Genomic DNA, 17,915 nt, shown 5'->3' on the forward strand with positions numbered 1-17,915 from the left:
CCGGGTTTCCCGTAAGTTGGAGGCCATGCGTGCTCTACCAGCGTCAGTATTCGCCGTCTGCGGCCTGATCGCCTCCGCGTGCGGCGGCACCGGCTCCGGTGGCGCCGCGGCAGGTCAGGCCGCTCCCGCGACCGCCGTGCAGCAGCAGGCTCCGGCACAGCGGCAGGCCACGGCGAAGGACGGACCGACGGAGAGCAAGCCGCTGGACGGCAAGGTCGTCGTCATCGACCCCGGCCACAACGGCGGCAACCGGCGCGCCCCTGCGGCCATCAACCGCAAGGTCAACGTGCTGACCAAGTGGAAGCCCTGCGACACGACCGGCACCGCCACCAACAACGGCTACAGCGAGGCCGCCTTCACGTGGGACGTGTCCACCCGCCTCGCCAAGATCCTCAGGAGTCGCGGCGCCACGGTCAAGCTGACCAGGACGAGCAACACGGGCGTCGGCCCGTGCATCACCGAGCGCGCCGCGATCGGCAACAAGGCCGAGGCGGACGCCGCAATCTCCGTGCACGCCGACGGCTCGGCCGCGGGCAACCGCGGCTTCCACGTCATCATCCCCAAGAAGATCAACGGGCCCGTGGACAAGGTCGTGAGCAGGTCCAACAGGCTCGGCCTGGCCGTACGCGACGCCTTCGCCGAGGGCACCGGCCTGCCCTACTCCACCTACATCGGCCGCGACGCCCTGAGCTACCGCAACGACCTGGGCGGTCTCAACCTGTCGACCGTGCCGAAGATCTTCATCGAGTCCGGCAACATGCGCAACGCGGTCGAGGCGGCCAAGTTCCAGGACCCGAAGTTCCGGCAGAAGATCGCGGTGGCGCTGGCGAACGGATTGCAGCACTATCTCGAAGCATGATTCCTCGCCCTGAGCTGCTCACCCACCTGTCCGCCTCTTATGAGCTGACCGCGGGCGCCACCGTGTCCGGCGACCTGGTGGACGCCGTGCGCCTGGCCCTCCCGGTGCTCGACCTGCGTCCCGGCGACTCGGGTGAGATCGACGTCCGGCGGGATCCCGCGCTGGGTGAGGAGGCCTACCGGCTGACGGTCGGCTCGCGGGGCGTTGAGATCGTGGCCGGCGGGCGGGCCGGCGCCTTCTACGCGGCGCAGTCGCTGCACCAGCTGCTGCCCGGCGCCTCTTACCGGTCCGCTGGGCCCGCGTCGTGGACTGCGCCCGGGGTGCGGATCGAGGACGCGCCGCGGTTCTCCTGGCGAGGGTTGCATCTGGACGTGGCCCGGCATTTCTTCCCCAAGCGGGAGATCCTGCGCCTGGTGGACCTGATGGCGGTGCACAAGCTCAACCGGCTCCACCTGCACCTGGTGGACGACCAGGGGTGGCGGGTGGAGAGCAGGGCCTACCCGCTGCTGCACGAGGTCGCCTCCCACCGGACGCGTACGGCGGTCAACTCCTACGGGGAGCCGGAGGCGTACGACGACGTCCCGCACGGCGGCTACTACACGCTCGACGACCTGGCGGAGATCGGGGCCTATGCCCGGGCGCGGTGCGTCACGGTCGTTCCCGAGATCGACGTGCCGGGGCACGCGTCGGCGATCCTCGCGGCGTACCCGGCGTTCGGGGCCACCGGCGAGCGGCACGACGTGCTGGACCGGTGGGGCATCTCCCCCGCGATCCTGTCACCGCTGCCGCCGACCGTGGAGTTCCTGGCCACGATCTTCGACGAGCTGATGGGGGCGCTGGGCGAGACACCATACGTCCACATCGGCGGGGACGAGGTGGTGCTCGACCATTGGGCCGGGTCGGCGGAGATCACGGCGTACCGGGACTCACTGGGCCTGGCCACCGCCAACGACCTGCAGGCGTGGTTCCTGCGGCGGCTGGCGGACACGCTGGCCGAGCGGGGGGCGCGGGCCGTGGTCTGGGACGAGGCGTTCGTCAGCGGCGGGCTGCGGCAGGACACCGTCGTCATGCCGTGGCGCGGCATGGGCGTGGGCCGGCGCGCCGCGGCCGCCGGGCACGACGTGGTGGCCACGCCGGTGTTCCCGCTGTACTTCGACTACGCCGAGTCGGCCACGGCCGACGAGCCGATGGCCATCGGGGACGCGATCACCGTCGAGGATGTGGCCGCGTTCCGTCCCGCGCCTGAGGAATGGACGGACGAGGAGCGCGCCCGGGTCGTGGGGGCGCAGGCGCAGTTGTGGACCGAGCGGGTGCCGGACGCCCGCACGGTGGACTACCGCATGTGGCCGCGGGCCTGCGCGCTCGCCGAGGTGGCCTGGTCGGGCACCGGCCAGGAGGGCTTCGCCGGGCGGCTGGAGGAGCACCTGGGGCGGCTGGACGCGATCGGGGTGGAGTATCGCCCGCTCGCCGGGCCGCGCCCGTGGCAGCGGCGGCGGCCGCACCGGCCGAGCGGCGTGCGGGTGGCGGACGTGATGTCCCGCATCGAGGGCATGACGCACGACCCCGAGTCCACCCGGCCGAGCATGTAGCTCAGAAGGCCGGGCGGTCGTTGAGTATGCGCTGGAACAGCCGGTGGTCCTGCCACTTGCCGTCGATCTCCAGATAGCGCGGCGCGAGGCCGTAGGGCTCGAAGCCGCACTTGAGCAGGACGCGCTGCGAGGCGGCGTTGTGGAGCACCGTGGCGGCCGCGATCCTGTGCAGGCCCAGGTCCTGGTCGGCCATCCTGCACACCTCCACGACGGCCCTGCTGGCCAGGCCGCGGCCGGTGTAGCGGGCGTCCATCCAGTAGCCGAGGTCGGCGCTGAGCCACGGCCCGCGGACGATGGTGTTGAGCGTCATACGTCCGACGATCTCGTCGCCGTCGGCGAGCACCCACGGCACCGTCCGGCCCGCCGCCTGCTGCTCCAGCACGTCCTCGAGCCGGCGGGCCTGCCCGCGCAGCGTGAAGAACTCCTCGGGCCGGCGCGGCTCCCATGGCCGCAGGTGGTCGCGGTTGCGGACATAGGCACGGAGCATGGCTTCGGCGTCCTGCTTGGTGGCCAGGCGCAGGACGACGTCGTCGATCAGGGACACGGCTTCGATCACCGTCCCACGATAGTGGGCTAGGCGGTGCGGCCGATGGCCTCCGTAATCGACTTCAGCCCGTGGCGGCGTGCGCGCTTGGCGAGCCGGCGGTGGATGCGAGCGGCCCAGAACGGCCCGCCGTAGATCCAGCCCGTGTAGCCCTGGACCAGCGTCGCGCCCGCCAAGAGGCGCTCCCAGACGTCGTCCTCGTCCTCCACCCCACCGGCCGACACCAGCGTGAGGCGGTCGCCGACCCGCGCGCGCAGGCGCCGCAGCACCTCCAGCGAGCGGCCCTTGAGCGGCCGTCCTGACAGGCCACCGGTCTCGCCGCCGTGCTTGATCGTGGTGTTGGTCGCGATGATCCCGTCAAGGCCGAGCTCCAAAGCCAGGTCGGCGATCGCGTCCACGTCCTCGTCGGCGAGGTCGGGGGCGATCTTCACCAGCAGCGGAGTGCGGCGGGGCGTGTTGTCCGCGACCTCCTTGACCGCGGTGAGCAGCGGACGCAGCAGCGACACGGCCTGCAGATTGCGCAGCCCGGGCGTGTTGGGAGAGCTGACGTTGACCACCAGATAGTCGGCCAGCGGGGCCAGCTGCTTGGCGCTGGTCACGTAGTCGGCCGCGGCCTCGGACTCGGGGACCACCTTGGTCTTGCCGATGTTCACCCCGACCACGACGGGCAGGCCCCGTGTGCGGCGCAGGCGGCGGGCGGCGGCCGCGGCGCCGGCGTTGTTGAAGCCCATCCTGTTGATCACGGCGCGCTCTTTGACGAGGCGGAACAGGCGCGGGCGCGGGTTGCCCGGCTGCGCGTGGGCGGTGATGGTGCCGACCTCGACGTGCCCGAAGCCGAGCGCCGCGACCGCCTCCGCGCAGGCGGCGTCCTTGTCGAAACCGGCGGCCAGCCCCAGCGGGCCGGGGAAGTGCACGCCGAACGCGGTCACGCGCAGGACCGGGTCGTGCGGCGCGAGCGCACGGTGCAGCAGCCGCTTGAGCAGCGGCAGCCGCGCGAGGAGCGCGAGGGCGCTCACCGTCAGATGGTGCACGGCCTCGGCGTCGAAACGCCGCAAGACCTGCGTGAACACAAGGCGATACATCACGGGTCAGGCTACCAACCCGGCCTCGTGGGCGATGATCGCGGCCTGGACGCGGTTGCGGACGTCGAGCCGGGTGAGGATGGCGCTCACGTACGCCTTCACGGTGCCCTCCACGATGTGCATCCTGCGCGCGATCTCGGCATTGGACAACCCGGCGCCGAGCAGGGCGAGCACCTCGCGTTCGCGCTCGGTGAGCGCCTCGATGCGGTCGCGCGCCCGCGCGCCCCTGGCCATTCTGCCGCCGGAGAGCTGCGCGATGACCCGCTGCGCGACCTTGGGCGACAGGTAGGCCGCGCCTTCGGCCACCGCGTGGATCCCGGCGATCAGCTCGCGCGGGTCGCCCGACTTCAGCAGGAAACCCGCGGCGCCGACGTCGAGCGCCTTGGCGATGTAGTCGTCCTCCCCGAATGTGGTCAGCATCACCACGGCCGTCTCCGGGGCGACCCTGCGGATCTCGGCCGCGGCGCCGAGCCCGTCGAGCCTCGGCATGCGGATGTCGAGCAGCGCCACGTCCGGGCGGTGGCCGATGGCCAGGTCGACGGCCTGCCTGCCGTCGCCCGCCTCGGCGACCACGTCGAGCGAGGGGTCGGTCGTGAGGATCGCGCGCACCCCGGCACGGATCATGGCTTCGTCGTCGGCGAGGAGGATACGGATCACGGCTCTATAGTGGCCGACATGGCTCAGGTGAAGATGTACGGCCGCCGGGACGTGTGGTCCGGGCGGCAGCGGGAGATTTCGGACCTGGTGCAGTCGTGCCTGGTGAGCGCGTGGGGGTTGCCCGAGGACAAGCGGTTCCACCGGTTCCTGCTGCTGGACGCCGACGACTTCGTGTGCCCGCAGCGGAGCGAGCGCTACCTGATCCTCGAGGTGGTCTGCTTCACCGGGCGCACCGACGACGCCAAGCGGGCGCTGATCCGGGAGCTCTACGACAAGTGGCCGCACGACCCCGAGGACCTGGAGATCACCATCATCGAGATGCCCAAGGTCAACTGGGGAATTCGTGGTGTTCCCGCTGATGAGCTCACCCTGTCGTACAAGGTGGAGGTCTAGCGAAGAGGTGAGTTCGGGCGGACGGTATGGTCCGACTCATGAGCACTCACTATGACGTCGTCGTTCTCGGCGCGGGTCCGGGAGGATACACGGCCGCGGTCCGCGCCGCCCAGCTCGGGCTGCGCGCCGCGGTCGTCGAGGAGAAATACTGGGGTGGCGTCTGCCTGAACGTCGGCTGCATCCCCTCCAAGGCGCTGCTGCGCAACGCCGAGCTGGCCCACATCTTCCACAACGAGGCCAAGACCTTCGGCATCAGCGGCGAGGTCACCTTCGATTACGGCGCGGCCTTCCAGCGCAGCCGCAAGGTGGCCGACGGGCGGGTCAAGGGCGTTCACTACTTGATGAAGAAGAACGCCATCACGGAGTACGACGGCCGCGGCACGTTCCTGGACGCGAACACCATCCAGGTCAACGGCGAGACGATCACGTTCTCCCACTGCATCATCGCGGCCGGCGCGACCACCCGGTTGATCCCGGGCACGCAGTTGTCCGAGCGGGTGGTGACGTACGAGGAGCAGATTCTCACCGAGGAGCTGCCGGGCAGCATCATCATCGCGGGCGCCGGCGCCATCGGGGTGGAGTTCGCGTACGTGCTGCACAACTACGGCGTCAAGGTGACGATCGTGGAGTTCCTGGACCGGGTCGTGCCTCTGGAGGACGAGGAGGTCTCGGCGGAGCTGGCCAAGCGCTACAAGCGGCTCGGCATCGAGGTGATGACCTCGACCCGGGTGGACGGCATCGAGGACACCGGCGCCTCCGTCAAGGTCACCGTCACCAAGAACGGCCAGCAGCAGGTGCTCGAGGCGGACAAGGTCCTGCAGGCCATCGGGTTCCAGCCGCGGGTGGACGGCTACGGCCTGGAGAAGACCGGCGTGGCGCTGACCGACCGCGGCGCGATCGCGGTGGATGGGCGCCTCCGGACGAACGTGCCGCACATCTTCGCCATCGGCGACGTCACCGCCAAGCTGATGCTGGCGCACGCCGCGGAGTCCATGGGCATCATCGCCGCCGAGACCATCGCGGGCGCGGAGACCATGGAGCTGGACTACGTGATGATCCCGCGGGCGACCTACTGCCAGCCGCAGGTGGCCAGCTTCGGCTACACCGAGACGCAGGCCCGCGACCTGGGCTACGACGTGAAGGTCGCGAAGTTCCCGTTCACCGCGAACGGCAAGGCGCACGGCCTGGGCGACGCCGCCGGGTTCGTCAAGATCATCAGCGATGACACGCATGGCGAGCTGCTCGGCGCCCACCTGATCGGGCCCGAGGTCACCGAGCTGCTGCCGGAGCTGACCCTGGCCCAGCAGTGGGACCTGACGGTGCACGAGGTGGCGCGCAACGTCCACGCGCACCCGACGCTCGGCGAGGCGGTCAAGGAGGCGATCCACGGCCTGGCCGGCCACATGATCAACATGTGATCGGGGCTCAGGGGCGCGCGGCCCCCGGAGTGCGTCGCGGGTCGCCGGCGGCGAGCTCCGAGTCGAGCGTCTGGCCGGCGGCGATCGCTTCACGCAGGCTCCCGGTCAGGGCGTCGGCCTGGTCGATCAGCTGACGCAGACCCTCCGTGTCGCCGGTCTTGGCCAGCAGGTCCCGATACCGTTCATTGCTCTTCTGGAGTTCCTGCACGCGCAGCGCCGCGTCCGCCTCCCGGACGCGGCTCGCGTACGCCTCCAGCTCCCGCACCCGCCCCGCGACCGCCACCACCGACAGGTCGAGCGCTTCCCGCTGGGCCTCCAGCACGGCGGCCAGCTCGGGTGTCATCACCTCGGCCAGCGCCGCGGCCTGCTCGGCGCGCAGCTCGGTGTGAGTACGCAGGAGGCAGGCGATCTCCCACAGCCGTTCGGGCAGCACGACGTCGTTGGCGATGGCGTCGAGGAGGCCCAGCCGGTGCACCCGGGAGCCGGACACGTCCATGACGGCCTGCCGCGCCCTGGCCAGCAGGCCGAGCGCGGCGCTGTCCAGCGTGGCCGGGACGACGTAGCGGCCGGCGTACGTCGAGCGGTGTCCCATGCCGGGGCGGGCCACGCCGGCCAAGAGCATCGTGATGACCAGGACCATCACGGCCGACAGCGCGGCCGCCTCGTGGTCGGTCCGGTAGACCGCCGCGGTGAACAGGGCTCCGCCCGCGCCGGTGACGACCGCGCCGGCCCGGAAGAGCCACCGGACCCATGGCGGCGGGTCGCGGTCAGGCGACCCGACCAGCGGTGACGACGCGTTGAGGAGGCGCGAGCGGTCCCGCTGGGCAAGCGTGGGATCCACGATCGGCTCATCCATCCAGTCGCCCATGGGCGGCACCTCCGTCGGGGGACACCGGGGCAGGCCGCGCTCCCCAGGCACGACCCGCGACGCCCTTCGAGCACACCGCGCCAGAACCGGCCGATCCACCAGGCGGGTGTGTGAATGTCGTGAAGATGTCGTGCAGCTATCCTTGGAGGCCGTGTCCCGACTTCCCGAGTTGTACGTCGCCGTCGACGTGGAGGCCGACGGGCCCATTCCGGGCCCGTACAGCATGCTCTCCCTGGGCATGGCCGTGGCCGGGCGGGCGGATCTGGCGTTCTACACGGAGCTGCGGCCGATCTCCGACGAGTTCGTGCCCGAGGCGCTGGCCGTCTCCGGGCTCGACCGCGACCGCCTGCTGCGCGAGGCGCCCCCGCCGGAGGAAGCGATGGCCGGGGCCGCCCGGTGGGTGAACGGGCTGCGGACGATCGGGCGGCCCGTGTTCCTGGCCGCGCCCGCGGTGTGGGACGGCATGTTCGTGCACTGGTACTTCACGCGGTTCACCGGCAGAAGCCCGTTCGGCGCGACCGGGTCCGGGGTCGATCTGCGGAGCTACTGGATGGGCATGACCGGCCGCGAGTGGGCCGGGACCCGCAGCGGGGACATCAAGCGTGAGCTGGGCCTCGCAGGGCTGCCCCACACGCATCACGCCGGAGAGGACGCGGCCGAGCTGGCCCAGATCTTCGAGCAGGTCCTGCGGCGTGCGACCGGCTGAGCGAGGTTCTTACCAGTTCTTCAGAATGCGTACAGGAACTTCTGAATCAGCCGGGTAAGGGTCAGTGGCATGACCTCAACCTCGGAGCGGGCGCCAAGCCGCCGCAGGCTCGCCCAAACAGGCACGATCTCGCTGCGTCTCGGACTCTTGGCACTGGTCGCGATCGGCATCGCGGGTGCCGTCTTCGAGCTCGCCTTCGAACGCCACTGGGGGAACCTGACCCAGCTGATCCCCTGGGCGGCGCTCGCGCTCCTCACGCTCGCCCTGGTCATGCTCGCCTTCGGCGACTCCCCGCGCACGGTCACCGCGGTCCGCGTCCTGGCCGCGGTCGTGCTGCTCACGGCGGCGTACGGCGTCTTCGTGCACATCTCGGTCAACTACGGCGCGGGTGGGTCCGACGCCGAGTGGAGCACGCTCTCGCCGCTCAGCCAGTGGTGGTACGCGGCCACCAAGACCGTCGGCTTCGCCCCGCCGCTCGCGCCCGGCATGCTCGCCCAGAGCGCGCTCATGCTCCTGTTGGCCTCCCTGACGTCGAAGAGGCCGGAGCTCGGCGCCTGACCACGCCTGGTCAGCTCGCCGCAGGACTAACGCGGCCGGAAGGGCGCGATGATCTCGCGTACCTCCTGTGCGGCGCCCTGGCCGTTGTCGTCGTGGGCGATGTCGCTCAGCAGCTCGCGGAGGTGGAAGACCCGCAGGCGCTCCCGCCAGCCGTCGTCCAGGGGCGCCGCCTCGGCGTACGCGGCGAAGAAACGGTCGCAGGCCGGCGGGCGTGGGCCGCACCAGAGCATGCTCAGGTCGGCCTCGGCCCAGCTGTAGGAGACGGCGGGGTCGATCAGCGCGGGGCCGCCCGCGCGGTCGGCCAGGATGTTCTCGCGCCACAGGTCGCCGTGCGTCAGCACCGGCCGCTGGGGCGGCAGGAGGTCGGGCAGCGCCGCGCAGAGCCGTTCGAGCGATCGGCGCTCCTCACTGTCGAAGGCGGCCTCCACCAGCGGCTCCGGCAACCAGCGCAGGATGCGGCGCTGGGCGAAGAAGGCGTGCCCGTCCTCGTCCCAGGTGTTGTCCTGGCGCAGCCGCCCGAGCCAGCCGTCCCGGTGCCAGCCGAATCGCTCACCGGCGACGGTGTGCACGGCGGCGACCGTACGGGCGAGTTCTTCCCAGAACCGCTCGTCGTCGTCCAGACGCGGACGCAGCGGCTCCAGGACGAGCAGGTCGGGTGTCACCGCCAGCACTTCGGGGGCGGCGGCACCGGCGCCGCGCAACACCCGCAGCCCTTCGGCCTCGATCTCGAAGAGGTCGGCCCCGGCGCCGTGCAGCGTCTTCGCGAACACCCGGGAGCCGTCCCGCAGGGTGGCCATGCCTGCCATGGCCACCACCCCGCCGGGCGCCGGGTCGGCGGCGACGGCGTCGAATCCGGCTGCGCGCAGCCGGGTGAGAAGCTGATCCATCAGTTCGGCTCCCGGTAGACGAGCAGGTATCGCCAGAAGAGCAACCGCCGGATGGTCGCCCCGGGCAGCAACGTGGCCGCCTCCTTCCGGATCTCCTCTAACGACATCTCGGGGCGCATGACCGGCGCCTGCGTGCCCTCCGCCCGCCCCCGAGGCCCCGCGGCGGCGACGGCGAGCCGAGTGGCGGCGTTGACTGGAATGGCGGCCAGGCTCCACGCGTAGTCCACGGCCGACCGCTCCGGATAGCAGCCCAGGATGGCCAGCACGCCTCCGGGCGCGAGCGCGTCACGCAGCGCGGCAACGGTGCCGAACGGCATGTGGTGGATGCTCGCCAGGCAGGAGATGTAGTCGTAGCGGCCTTCTGGCAGCTCCATCTCGGTGATGTCGGCGTGGTGGAAACGCGGGCCCCCGCCTTCGGCTTCGGCGGCCTCGATCACCTCCGCCGCCGGGTCCACGGCGTCGACCTGGATCCCGAGGCTCGCGAGCCGCCGGGCGAACCGGCCGGTCCCGCAGCCGACGTCCAGCGCGGTCCGGCAACCCTTCGGCACCCGGCGCAGGAGCGTGCGATGGTAGTGATCGTTGTGGTTGAAAGGCATGCTGTCCTTTCATTCGTCCGGCCCGAGGATGATCACAGCCTCACCTGATGTACGTCAACCGGCGCAGCAGGGCCTCGGCCGGTCCCCGGCGCCCGCGCGGTGCCAGCAGCGCGGCGAGCACCACGGTGGCGAGCCACGTGAGCACGGCGATCCCGGAGGCCGCGGCGTCGCCGACACGGGCGCCGAGTCCACCGGCGTACGGGGCGAACACCGCGACGAAGATCACCGATTGCAGCAGGTAGCAGGTCAGCGACCACTGCCCGCACGCAGCCAGGGCGGTGATCACCGGGGATCGGCGCCGCCCCGCCGCCAGCCCGACGATGGCCGCGTACGCGAGCCCGCCGGCGATGCCGGTCACGCTGTGCAGCGCGTACGCCGACACGGAGAGCGCCACTGACGGCGTCCAGACCTGTGTGTCGATCAGCATCAACGGCACCCCGCCTGCGACCGACACGCCCGCCCCGATGACGGCGATCCGGGAGAGCGACGCCCGGTGCGCACCCGGCTCGTCCAGCAACCGGCGGCGCGCCGCCCAGATGCCGAAGAGGAAGGCCGGCACAACGCTCACCGCGAAGTACGTGGGCGTCATCCCGGCCCACGCGATCACCCGCATCACCATCGCCGCGACCGGGTCGGCCATCGCCGCCGGCGTGTCCCCCTTGGGGGCGGAGACGGTGAGCAGCCCGAACCCGACGAGCACGACGACATGCAGGACCAGCCCGGCAACGGCGGCCCGCACCACGGCCCGGTCGTCGCGCCGTACGAACCCGATGAGCAGGAGTCCGACCAGCCCGTACGCGCCCAGGATGTCGCCGAAGAACAGCAGCAGCGCGTGGCAGAACCCGAACGCCAGCAGCCACAGGCTCCGGCGGCGTAACACCCGCCGCGCCTGCGCCCAGCTCTTGCCCGCGGCGAGCTGCCGGTTCGCCAGGTGGGCGAGACCATAGCCGAACAGGGCGGCGAACATGGGCAACGCGCGCCCGTCCACCAGCAGGATCTGGACCCCGGCGACCAGCCGGTCCACGGGACCGCCGTCGAGGGCGTAGCCGCGGAAGCCGGTCTGGTGGCCGGACAGGTACATGTGCGCGTGCGCCACCGCGATGAGCAGCAGCATCAGCCCGCGGGCGAGATCGGGGGCGAGAGAGCGCCGATCGAGCGGCACAGCACCCGGAGGCGGAGCGGATGGGGCGATGGACATGACTCATCCCTCGAGAATTAGATACACGGATGTAGCTTACGAGCTCACGGTAAGCTACAGCTGTGTACCTAAGCAAGCGGGGTCGAGGATGAGCGAGCACAACGCCCGGACCCGCCGCCGCGGCGAAGAGCTCATCAACGCCATCCACACCGCGGTGCTGGAAGAGGTGGCCGAGGTCGGGGTCGCGCGGCTGACCATGGACGGGATCGGCAAGCGAGCGGCGACGCCCCGCACCACGCTGTACCGGCGCTGGTCCGACCCGATCGAGGTGCTCCTGGACGCGCTCTACCACCTGCACCCGGTCGAGGAGCCGACGCCCGGGGCCGACGACCTGCGCGGAGACCTGGTCCGCGCCCTCCGGCTCATGGTCGACTGGGCGCTCAGCCCGGCAGGCCGCGCGGTCGCGTCGATACTCACCGACCCCAAGGGCTCTCCGCGGGTGAGCCAGGCGCTGTTCGAGCAGGTTTTCGCCAACCGGGGCGGCACGTTCACGAGCACAGTGCTCCGCCACTACGCCGAACGCGGCCACTTCCCCGCAGAGCTGCTGACGCCGGTCGTGGCCGACATCGGCGAGGCCCTCGTCACCAAGCGCCTGATCGACACCGGGGCGCCGCCGAGCGACGCCGACCTGGAAGCCATCGTCGACCAGGCCATCCTGCCCGCCATCGGACTCGGCCCGCGCCCTGCCTTTAAGCGGCCTCTAAAGCGTGGATCGAGCTGAAACCCGCGTCACTCCGCCCCCCGCGGTGAAAGTTTCAGGTCCGGTTGACGGTCGCGGCGCCATGACCTCATGATCATGCTGCCTCCTGGTCAGGAGGGGGCGTCGAGTGGTGACCGCTATCCATGGCGAGGAGCGCCGATGCCGAAGACCCTGTTACGAGCCGCGTCCGTGATCCTGTTGTCGCTGACCACCTTGTCCGCCCCCGCGGCGTACGCCGACGACGAGGTCGCCCCTGTCGCGGTGACCGTCAACGCCCGTGCCGCACTCGCCACCGTCCCCCAGACGGGCATCGGCACCAACCATGCGATCTGGGACACGAACCTGGGCACCGACGAGACCGCCGACCTGCTCAAGGACATGGGCACGAAGGTGCTGCGGTATCCGGGTGGCTCCTACTCCGACATTTACCACTGGGCCGACCACACCGCCCCCGGCGGATATGTGGCCCCCAACACCGACTTCGACACGTTCATGAGCGGCGTGCGCCGCACCGGAGCCCAGGCGATGGTGACCGCCAACTACGGCACGGGCACCGCCGAGGAGGCCGCGGCCTGGGTACGGCATGCCAACGTCACCAAGGGCTACGACATCAAGTACTGGGAGATCGGCAACGAGAACTACGGCAACGGCCATTACGGCTCCGCCTGGGAGGCGGACAATCATGCCGACAAGAGCCCGGCCGAGTACGCCCGCCACGTCGTGGCCTACTCCGACGCCATGAAGGCGGTCGACCCGACCATCAAGATCGGCGCGGTGCTGACCACCTCGGCCAACTGGCCCGACGGGCTCGTCGGCGAAGGGGACGCCGGAACCTGGAACAAGGTCGTCCTGTCCATGGCGGGCCCGAAGATCGACTTCGTGATCGTGCACTGGTATCCGGGTGCCCTGGACAAGGTCGGCCACGTACCCGACATGATCCACCTCACCCGCGAGCAGATCGCCAAGTACGCCGGGCCCGGGTCGGAGCGGATCGGCATCGCGATGACCGAGTTCAACACCGGGAGCAGCAGCGCCGGCACGACCACCCAGCCCGGCGCCCTGGCCGCCGCCGACGCGTACGCGACGCTGCTGGCGAACGGGGTGTTCACGGTCGACTGGTGGAACGTGCACAACGGCATCGGCCCCGTCACGCAGGTCGAAGGCCACACCGACTACGGCGACTTCGGCCTGCTGTCGAGCGCGACGTGCACGTCCGACAACTCGGTCTGCGAGCCGCCGCTGAACACACCCTTCGCGCCGTACTACGCGCTGCAGATGATGAGCAAGTTCGCCCGCCCAGGGGACCAGTTCGTCCGCGCCGCGACCGACCAGCCGAAGGTCACCGCCCACGCCGCCCGCCGTCCCAATGGCGACCTGGCGGTCATGCTGATCAACACCTCGTCCGACACGTCGTACCCGATCGCGCTCGACTACTCCGGCTTCCGCCCGGCGTCGGGTTCGGCCACCGTACTGACCCACACCAACGGCGCCACGAGCATCACCACCTCGACCGCGGAAAGCCCGACGCTGCCCCCGCTCTCCCTCACCACGCTCGTCCTGCGCCCCGCCTCGTCACAGACCGGCCTCCCGGCCGCCCCCGGCCAGCCGGCCGCGTCGAACATCACGGACAAAACCGCCACGATCTCCTGGCCCGCCGCCTCCCCCGGCGCTCGCCCGATCGCCAAGTACGAGATCCACCGCCAGAACGCAGCCATTAGCGAACAACTCGGCGAGACGACCGGCACGTCGTTCACCGTGCACAACCTCAAGCCGGGCACCCGCTACACGGTCAACGTGATCGCCCGTGACAGCGGCGGCGGCGTTTCCTGGTCCTCGCCACCGCTGACCTTCACCACGGGCACCCCTGCCACCAGCTCCTGCACCGTGAAGCTCACCAACCAGACCGACTGGGCCAGCGGCTACGTCGGCGCCATCGAGATCACCAACAACGGCGCGCCGATCAACGGCTGGACCCTGAACTTCACCTGGCCCAGGCCATGGCAGAGCCTCGGCAGCGGCTGGAGCGCCGTCTGGACGCAGACCGGGTCGGACGTCAAGGTCGTGAACGAGTCCGGCAACGGCTCACTCGCCACAGGCGCGTCCACCACGATCGGATTCGTCGGCAACTACAGCGGCCCGAACGTCCTGCCCACGGTCTTCACCCTCAACGGAACCGTCTGCGGGGGCGCCTAGCCAACACGCGGCCCGGCCGGCAGGCCGGGCCGCGATCACAAGATGACCCGCCCGGCGAGCTTGCCATCGTTCGACGGGACAGCCAGGCAGTACGACGTCCTGGACCTCGGCCAATCCTCCGCCGCCGGGACGAGCACGCCGATCTTGACCTCGTCTCTCCTTGCCGGCACGTACCGCATCCTGGGCCGGCACCCGTCCCGGCTCAGCCGCCGCACCTCCGCGACCCCCGGCCATGGGCCTTCGGGAACCACGTACGTGGTGGCGAACTCCGCCGAATGCGGCACCGTACAGGGCACCACCGTCACGATGAGGTCCACGGGCAGCGGTTCGATGCAGTCACCTGGCCGCAGTACGGTGGCGTGAAATCGCTTCGCGGCGGGGTGCACGGTCTGGCCCGCAGGGACGGGCGGAATCGTCCCGGTGGAGGACGCCGTCTCGCCGGAACCGGCGAAGGACGCGCCGCAGCCGGCCAGTGCGCCCGCCAGGCACACAACCGCGAATGGGTGACGGATCACGAGGCCAGACGATGGCAGCCGGAGATCGCGATGTAGTCTCCAGCACAAATCGAGTCGGTCCCGGCGAGCCACCAGCCGACGCTCCCGCCCTGACCTCGCCCCTACCGTGCGCAGTGGTGTTCGATTGGCGAAAAATATGCTTTGAGGTATAACAGCGGGCATATCCGCATTTGCGCGGAGCTTTGCTACAGAGGGAACGGTCCATAGGTGAGCGCTGAACCTGCCGGCCTCCACTTCTCCGTCTTGGGCCCACTGGCGGTAACGCACGCGGGCGAACCACTCGACCTCGGGGGCACCCGGGTCAAAGCCCTGCTGGCGACACTCCTCATCGCGCAGGGCAAGGTGGTGACCACCGACCGCATCATCGACGCGGTATGGGGAGAACAGGCTCCGAACAGTGCCGTGGCCACCCTGTATTCGTACATCACCAGGCTGAGAAAAACCTTGGAACCAGACCGGCTCCCCCGCGCGGCCACGGGCCTGCTCGACCGCCAGGGTCCGGGCTACGTCCTGCGCGTCAGGCCGGAAGCGGTGGACTCGGAACGCTTCGCCGCTCTGGCCGAGCGCGGCGCGAGGCTGCTGCCCGACGATCCACCGGCGGCGGCGGAGAGCCTCTCGACGGCGCTCGCGCTGTGGCGCGGCCCCGCGTACGCCGACCTCGGCGACTCCGAGGTGGCGAACGCCGAGATCGCCCGCCTGGACAACGCCCGGCTGGCCGCCCGCCAGGACCACGCGGCGGCCCGCCTCTCCATGGGCGCGACCGTCCAGGCGGTGGGCGAACTCGAGTCACTGGTCCGCGAGCACCCGCTGGCCGAGCGGTCCTGGGAGCTGCTCGCGCTCGCCCTGTACCGGAGCGGCCGCCAGGGAGACGCCCTGGCCGCACTCCGCTCGGCACGCGAGCAACTGATCGAGGAGCTCGGCGTGGACCCCGGCCCTTCGCTGCGCGCCGTGGAGGCTGCGGTGCTCCGGCAGGACCCCGCCCTGGACTGGCGGGCTCCGAAGGAGGCGGCGGCGATCATCGAGCCCGCCGAGCCGAAGGAGCCTGCCCGCCCGCGGCTTCCGGCGCCGCTGACCCGTCTCATCGGGCGTGATTCCGCCGTGGCCGCGATGAAGGACCTGCTCACCGCGCACCGGCTGGTGACGATCACCGGTCCCGGCGGCGCCGGCAAGAGCCGCCTGGCTCTGGAGATCGCCCGGGAGCACCAGGACGGGGACGGCCCCTGGTTGGCCCTCCTCGCCGACGTGACAGACGCCGGGCTGCTGCCGGCCGCGGTCGGCGCGGCGATGGGCACGGCCATCACGGGCAGCACCGACCACCTCGCCGCGTCGATCGGCGACCGGGAGATGCTGCTGGTTCTCGACAACTGCGAGCATCTGGTCGACGCGGTCGCGCCACTGGCGGAGACGCTGCTGTCCCTCTGTCCCGGCCTGCGGCTCCTCGCCACGAGCCGGGAGCAACTGGCCGTCACGGGCGAGGCGACCTGGGATCTGCCGCCGCTGGACCCCGATGGGGCGGCCGCCGAGCTTTTCACGGAGCGGTCCCTCGCGGTCCGTCCCGGCCGGCAACCACGGTACGACGAACGACAGCTGATCTCCCGGATCTGCCGGGAGCTGGACGGCCTCCCCCTGGCCATCGAGCTCGCGGCGGCCCAGACCCGCGTCCTGTCCCTGGAACAGATCGCCGACGGGCTCCACGATCGGTTCGCGTTGCTGGCCACCGGCTCCCGTACCGCCCCGAAGCGCCATCGAAGCCTGGAGGCGGCCATCGCGTCGAGCGTGCGCCTGCTCACCGAGCCCGAGAGGGAGCTGCTCGGCTGCCTGAGCCTCTTCGAGGGCGGCTTCGACCTGGAGGCGGCCGAGCGGGTGGCGGGGCCTCCGGCGGTGCTGCACAGACTGGGTGGCCTCGTCGCCAAATCGCTGGTCACTGTGGACGGCGCCGCCGTACCCCGGCGTTACCGGATGCTGGAGTCCATACGGCAGTACGCCCTTCGCACGCTGTCCGGCGACGAACGGGCCCGGTGGGCCGGCCGCCATCTCGCGTGGGCGGTGGAGCTGGCCGAGACGGCCGAACGGCGCCTGCGCACCTTCGACGGGGAGCTGTGGCTGCGCAGGCTCCGACACGAGCAGGCGAACACGCGTGCCGCACTGAGCCACGCCCTGGCCACGGGCGACGGGGACTCCGCGCTGCGCATCGCCAGCGCGCTGTCGTGGTTCTGGTATCGCAACGGCGACGTACACGAAGGCATCGCGAGGCTGTCGGAGGCCCTCGACCGCGCAGGCGCCGACCACCCCGGGCGAGGGCAGGCGCTGATCGGGCGGGCGTTGCTCCGCTACCTGGCGGGCGACCCGTTCGCCGGGAACGACGACGTCGTGCTGGCACTGCGGGAGGCCGAGGCCATCGGCGACATCGAGGCCATGGCCCGCGCCCTGCCGTACCGGGCCTACTTCCTCCAGCTCAGCGGCGACCCGGACCAGGCGCAGCGCACGCTCGCCGCGGGCTGGACGCATGTACGGGCAGCGGGGCTGCCATGGGTCGAGGCCGAGCTGATGATGGTGCGCGGACAGATCACCAGGGTGGCCGGCGATCCGCTGCTCGCCGCCGGGCAACTCGTGCAGGCCGCCGACATCGCCGAGGCCTGCGGCCACGACTGGGCGTACTGCTCGTCGGGCTGGATCGGGGCGAAGGTCGCCATGGATCTGGGCGACACCGGCCGGGCGGTCCAGCAGGCGGCCCGGCTGGTCGTGCACCTCGACCGCGTGCAGGACGTGACCTCCTGGCTGGCCTGTGCCCACGTGCTCGCCGGCGCCCTCGGCATGGGCGGCCGGGCGGCGGACGGCGCCGTGCTCCTCGGCACGGTCTCGGCCATCGGCTCCCGGGTGGGCTACTCCCCCGAGCTCATGGACCCGCTGGACGGCCCCCGGAACGTGGCCGCCGTGCGCACCGCCCTCTCGCCGGGGGCGTACGAGGAAGCGACGGCCATGGGGGCGAGCCTCACGAAGCAGGACGCCACCGCCATGGCGCGCCGCCTCATCGTGACCACCCCGGGGGACGACGGCCGGCAAACGGTCCTGCGCAACGACTACTCCTGACGGAACGTACGGTGCCGCTGCCATCAGACGGCACGGCCTGGCTGCGCAACCACCTCCTCCCG

The 17,915-nt window shown here is 71.1% G+C and carries 17 protein-coding genes; 9 read left to right on the top strand and 8 right to left on the bottom strand.

From position 1 onward, the window contains the following. Positions 1–25: 25 nt before the first annotated feature. Positions 26–859, top strand: coding sequence for an N-acetylmuramoyl-L-alanine amidase (locus tag Q9G87_RS47170; protein ID WP_305923196.1), 834 nt, complete (start codon positions 26–28; stop codon positions 857–859). Next, positions 856–2,448: a beta-N-acetylhexosaminidase gene (locus Q9G87_RS47175; RefSeq protein ID WP_305923197.1), complete on the top strand. Its 1,593-nt coding sequence runs from the start codon at positions 856–858 to the stop codon at positions 2,446–2,448. Before Q9G87_RS47170 ends, Q9G87_RS47175 begins: the two co-directional genes overlap by 4 nt. Before the next feature lies 1 nt (position 2,449). Here Q9G87_RS47175 and Q9G87_RS47180 read toward each other — a convergent pair whose 3' ends face one another. The 3 genes from Q9G87_RS47180 to Q9G87_RS47190 are packed head-to-tail and all read right to left on the bottom strand — an operon-like array spanning position 2,450 to position 4,731. Then, positions 2,450–3,004: a GNAT family N-acetyltransferase gene (locus Q9G87_RS47180; RefSeq protein ID WP_305923198.1), complete on the bottom strand. Its 555-nt coding sequence runs from the start codon at positions 3,002–3,004 to the stop codon at positions 2,450–2,452. Positions 3,005–3,021: 17 nt separating this feature from the next. Beyond that, complete coding sequence (locus tag Q9G87_RS47185) at positions 3,022–4,074, bottom strand: quinone-dependent dihydroorotate dehydrogenase (protein WP_305923199.1); 1,053 nt, start codon at positions 4,072–4,074, stop codon at positions 3,022–3,024. 6 nt (positions 4,075–4,080) lie between these two features. Beyond that, a complete protein-coding gene (locus Q9G87_RS47190) occupies positions 4,081–4,731 on the bottom strand; it encodes a response regulator (protein WP_305923200.1) in 651 nt (216 codons plus the stop codon). A gap of 18 nt (positions 4,732–4,749) precedes the next feature. Between Q9G87_RS47190 and Q9G87_RS47195 the strand changes: the two genes are divergently transcribed. Continuing rightward, positions 4,750–5,124 carry a tautomerase family protein gene (locus tag Q9G87_RS47195; RefSeq protein ID WP_305923201.1) on the top strand — a complete coding sequence of 125 codons (375 nt, stop codon included), beginning with the start codon at positions 4,750–4,752 and terminating at the stop codon, positions 5,122–5,124. 38 nt (positions 5,125–5,162) lie between these two features. Beyond that, positions 5,163–6,542, top strand: coding sequence for a dihydrolipoyl dehydrogenase (gene lpdA / locus Q9G87_RS47200; RefSeq protein ID WP_305923202.1), 1,380 nt, complete (start codon positions 5,163–5,165; stop codon positions 6,540–6,542). Between the two features lie 7 nt (positions 6,543–6,549). Here the strand turns inward: lpdA and Q9G87_RS47205 are convergent, their stop codons facing one another. Further along, the gene (locus Q9G87_RS47205) at positions 6,550–7,410 is read right to left on the bottom strand and encodes a hypothetical protein (RefSeq protein WP_305923203.1); all 861 of its coding nucleotides are present in this window, start codon (positions 7,408–7,410) and stop codon (positions 6,550–6,552) included. Positions 7,411–7,561: 151 nt separating this feature from the next. Between Q9G87_RS47205 and Q9G87_RS47210 the strand changes: the two genes are divergently transcribed. Then, positions 7,562–8,116, top strand: a complete 555-nt coding sequence (locus tag Q9G87_RS47210) for an exonuclease (protein ID WP_305923204.1) — start codon at positions 7,562–7,564, stop codon at positions 8,114–8,116. A 69-nt stretch (positions 8,117–8,185) separates the two neighbouring features. Further along, positions 8,186–8,674 carry a hypothetical protein gene (locus Q9G87_RS47215; RefSeq protein ID WP_305923205.1) on the top strand — a complete coding sequence of 163 codons (489 nt, stop codon included), beginning with the start codon at positions 8,186–8,188 and terminating at the stop codon, positions 8,672–8,674. A gap of 26 nt (positions 8,675–8,700) precedes the next feature. Here Q9G87_RS47215 and Q9G87_RS47220 read toward each other — a convergent pair whose 3' ends face one another. Genes Q9G87_RS47220 through Q9G87_RS47230 form a run of 3 tightly spaced genes read right to left on the bottom strand, consistent with a single transcriptional unit; the run spans position 8,701 to position 11,355 of the window. After that, entirely contained in the window at positions 8,701–9,561 is an 861-nt protein-coding gene (locus Q9G87_RS47220) for a fructosamine kinase family protein (RefSeq protein ID WP_305923206.1), read from the bottom strand. Continuing rightward, positions 9,561–10,157 carry a class I SAM-dependent methyltransferase gene (locus Q9G87_RS47225; RefSeq protein ID WP_305923207.1) on the bottom strand — a complete coding sequence of 199 codons (597 nt, stop codon included), beginning with the start codon at positions 10,155–10,157 and terminating at the stop codon, positions 9,561–9,563. The genes Q9G87_RS47220 and Q9G87_RS47225 overlap by 1 nt, the downstream gene beginning before the upstream one ends. Positions 10,158–10,197: 40 nt before the next feature. After that, the gene (locus tag Q9G87_RS47230; RefSeq protein WP_305923208.1) at positions 10,198–11,355 is read right to left on the bottom strand and encodes a DUF418 domain-containing protein; all 1,158 of its coding nucleotides are present in this window, start codon (positions 11,353–11,355) and stop codon (positions 10,198–10,200) included. Between the two features lie 88 nt (positions 11,356–11,443). Here Q9G87_RS47230 and Q9G87_RS47235 point away from each other — a divergent pair, with 88 nt between their 5' ends. After that, the gene (locus Q9G87_RS47235; protein ID WP_305923209.1) at positions 11,444–12,076 is read left to right on the top strand and encodes a TetR/AcrR family transcriptional regulator; all 633 of its coding nucleotides are present in this window, start codon (positions 11,444–11,446) and stop codon (positions 12,074–12,076) included. Between the two features lie 138 nt (positions 12,077–12,214). Continuing rightward, a complete protein-coding gene (locus tag Q9G87_RS47240) occupies positions 12,215–14,248 on the top strand; it encodes a cellulose binding domain-containing protein (RefSeq protein WP_305923210.1) in 2,034 nt (677 codons plus the stop codon). Between the two features lie 35 nt (positions 14,249–14,283). Here Q9G87_RS47240 and Q9G87_RS47245 read toward each other — a convergent pair whose 3' ends face one another. After that, positions 14,284–14,763: a hypothetical protein gene (locus Q9G87_RS47245; protein WP_305923211.1), complete on the bottom strand. Its 480-nt coding sequence runs from the start codon at positions 14,761–14,763 to the stop codon at positions 14,284–14,286. A 207-nt stretch (positions 14,764–14,970) separates the two neighbouring features. Between Q9G87_RS47245 and Q9G87_RS47250 the strand changes: the two genes are divergently transcribed. Continuing rightward, the gene (locus tag Q9G87_RS47250) at positions 14,971–17,853 is read left to right on the top strand and encodes a BTAD domain-containing putative transcriptional regulator (protein ID WP_305923212.1); all 2,883 of its coding nucleotides are present in this window, start codon (positions 14,971–14,973) and stop codon (positions 17,851–17,853) included. Positions 17,854–17,915: the final 62 nt, after the last annotated feature.

The sequence above is a fragment of the Nonomuraea turcica genome, from assembly GCF_030718205.1.
Classification (GTDB): Bacteria; Actinomycetota; Actinomycetes; order Streptosporangiales; family Streptosporangiaceae; genus Nonomuraea.

Excerpts from the sequence above, each read along its gene's own strand:
- Q9G87_RS47170 (WP_305923196.1), top strand. The coding sequence starts at position 26 with ATGCGTGCTCTACCAGCGTCAGTATTCGCCGTCTGCGGCCTGATCGCC.
- Q9G87_RS47175 (WP_305923197.1), top strand. The coding sequence starts at position 856 with ATGATTCCTCGCCCTGAGCTGCTCACCCACCTGTCCGCCTCTTATGAG.
- Q9G87_RS47185 (WP_305923199.1), bottom strand. The coding sequence starts at position 4,074 with ATGTATCGCCTTGTGTTCACGCAGGTCTTGCGGCGTTTCGACGCCGAG.
- Q9G87_RS47195 (WP_305923201.1), top strand. The coding sequence starts at position 4,750 with ATGGCTCAGGTGAAGATGTACGGCCGCCGGGACGTGTGGTCCGGGCGG.
- lpdA (WP_305923202.1), top strand. The coding sequence starts at position 5,163 with ATGAGCACTCACTATGACGTCGTCGTTCTCGGCGCGGGTCCGGGAGGA.
- Q9G87_RS47205 (WP_305923203.1), bottom strand. The coding sequence starts at position 7,410 with ATGGGCGACTGGATGGATGAGCCGATCGTGGATCCCACGCTTGCCCAG.
- Q9G87_RS47215 (WP_305923205.1), top strand. The coding sequence starts at position 8,186 with ATGACCTCAACCTCGGAGCGGGCGCCAAGCCGCCGCAGGCTCGCCCAA.
- Q9G87_RS47220 (WP_305923206.1), bottom strand. The coding sequence starts at position 9,561 with ATGGATCAGCTTCTCACCCGGCTGCGCGCAGCCGGATTCGACGCCGTC.
- Q9G87_RS47225 (WP_305923207.1), bottom strand. The coding sequence starts at position 10,157 with ATGCCTTTCAACCACAACGATCACTACCATCGCACGCTCCTGCGCCGG.
- Q9G87_RS47230 (WP_305923208.1), bottom strand. The coding sequence starts at position 11,355 with ATGTCCATCGCCCCATCCGCTCCGCCTCCGGGTGCTGTGCCGCTCGAT.
- Q9G87_RS47235 (WP_305923209.1), top strand. The coding sequence starts at position 11,444 with ATGAGCGAGCACAACGCCCGGACCCGCCGCCGCGGCGAAGAGCTCATC.
- Q9G87_RS47240 (WP_305923210.1), top strand. The coding sequence starts at position 12,215 with ATGCCGAAGACCCTGTTACGAGCCGCGTCCGTGATCCTGTTGTCGCTG.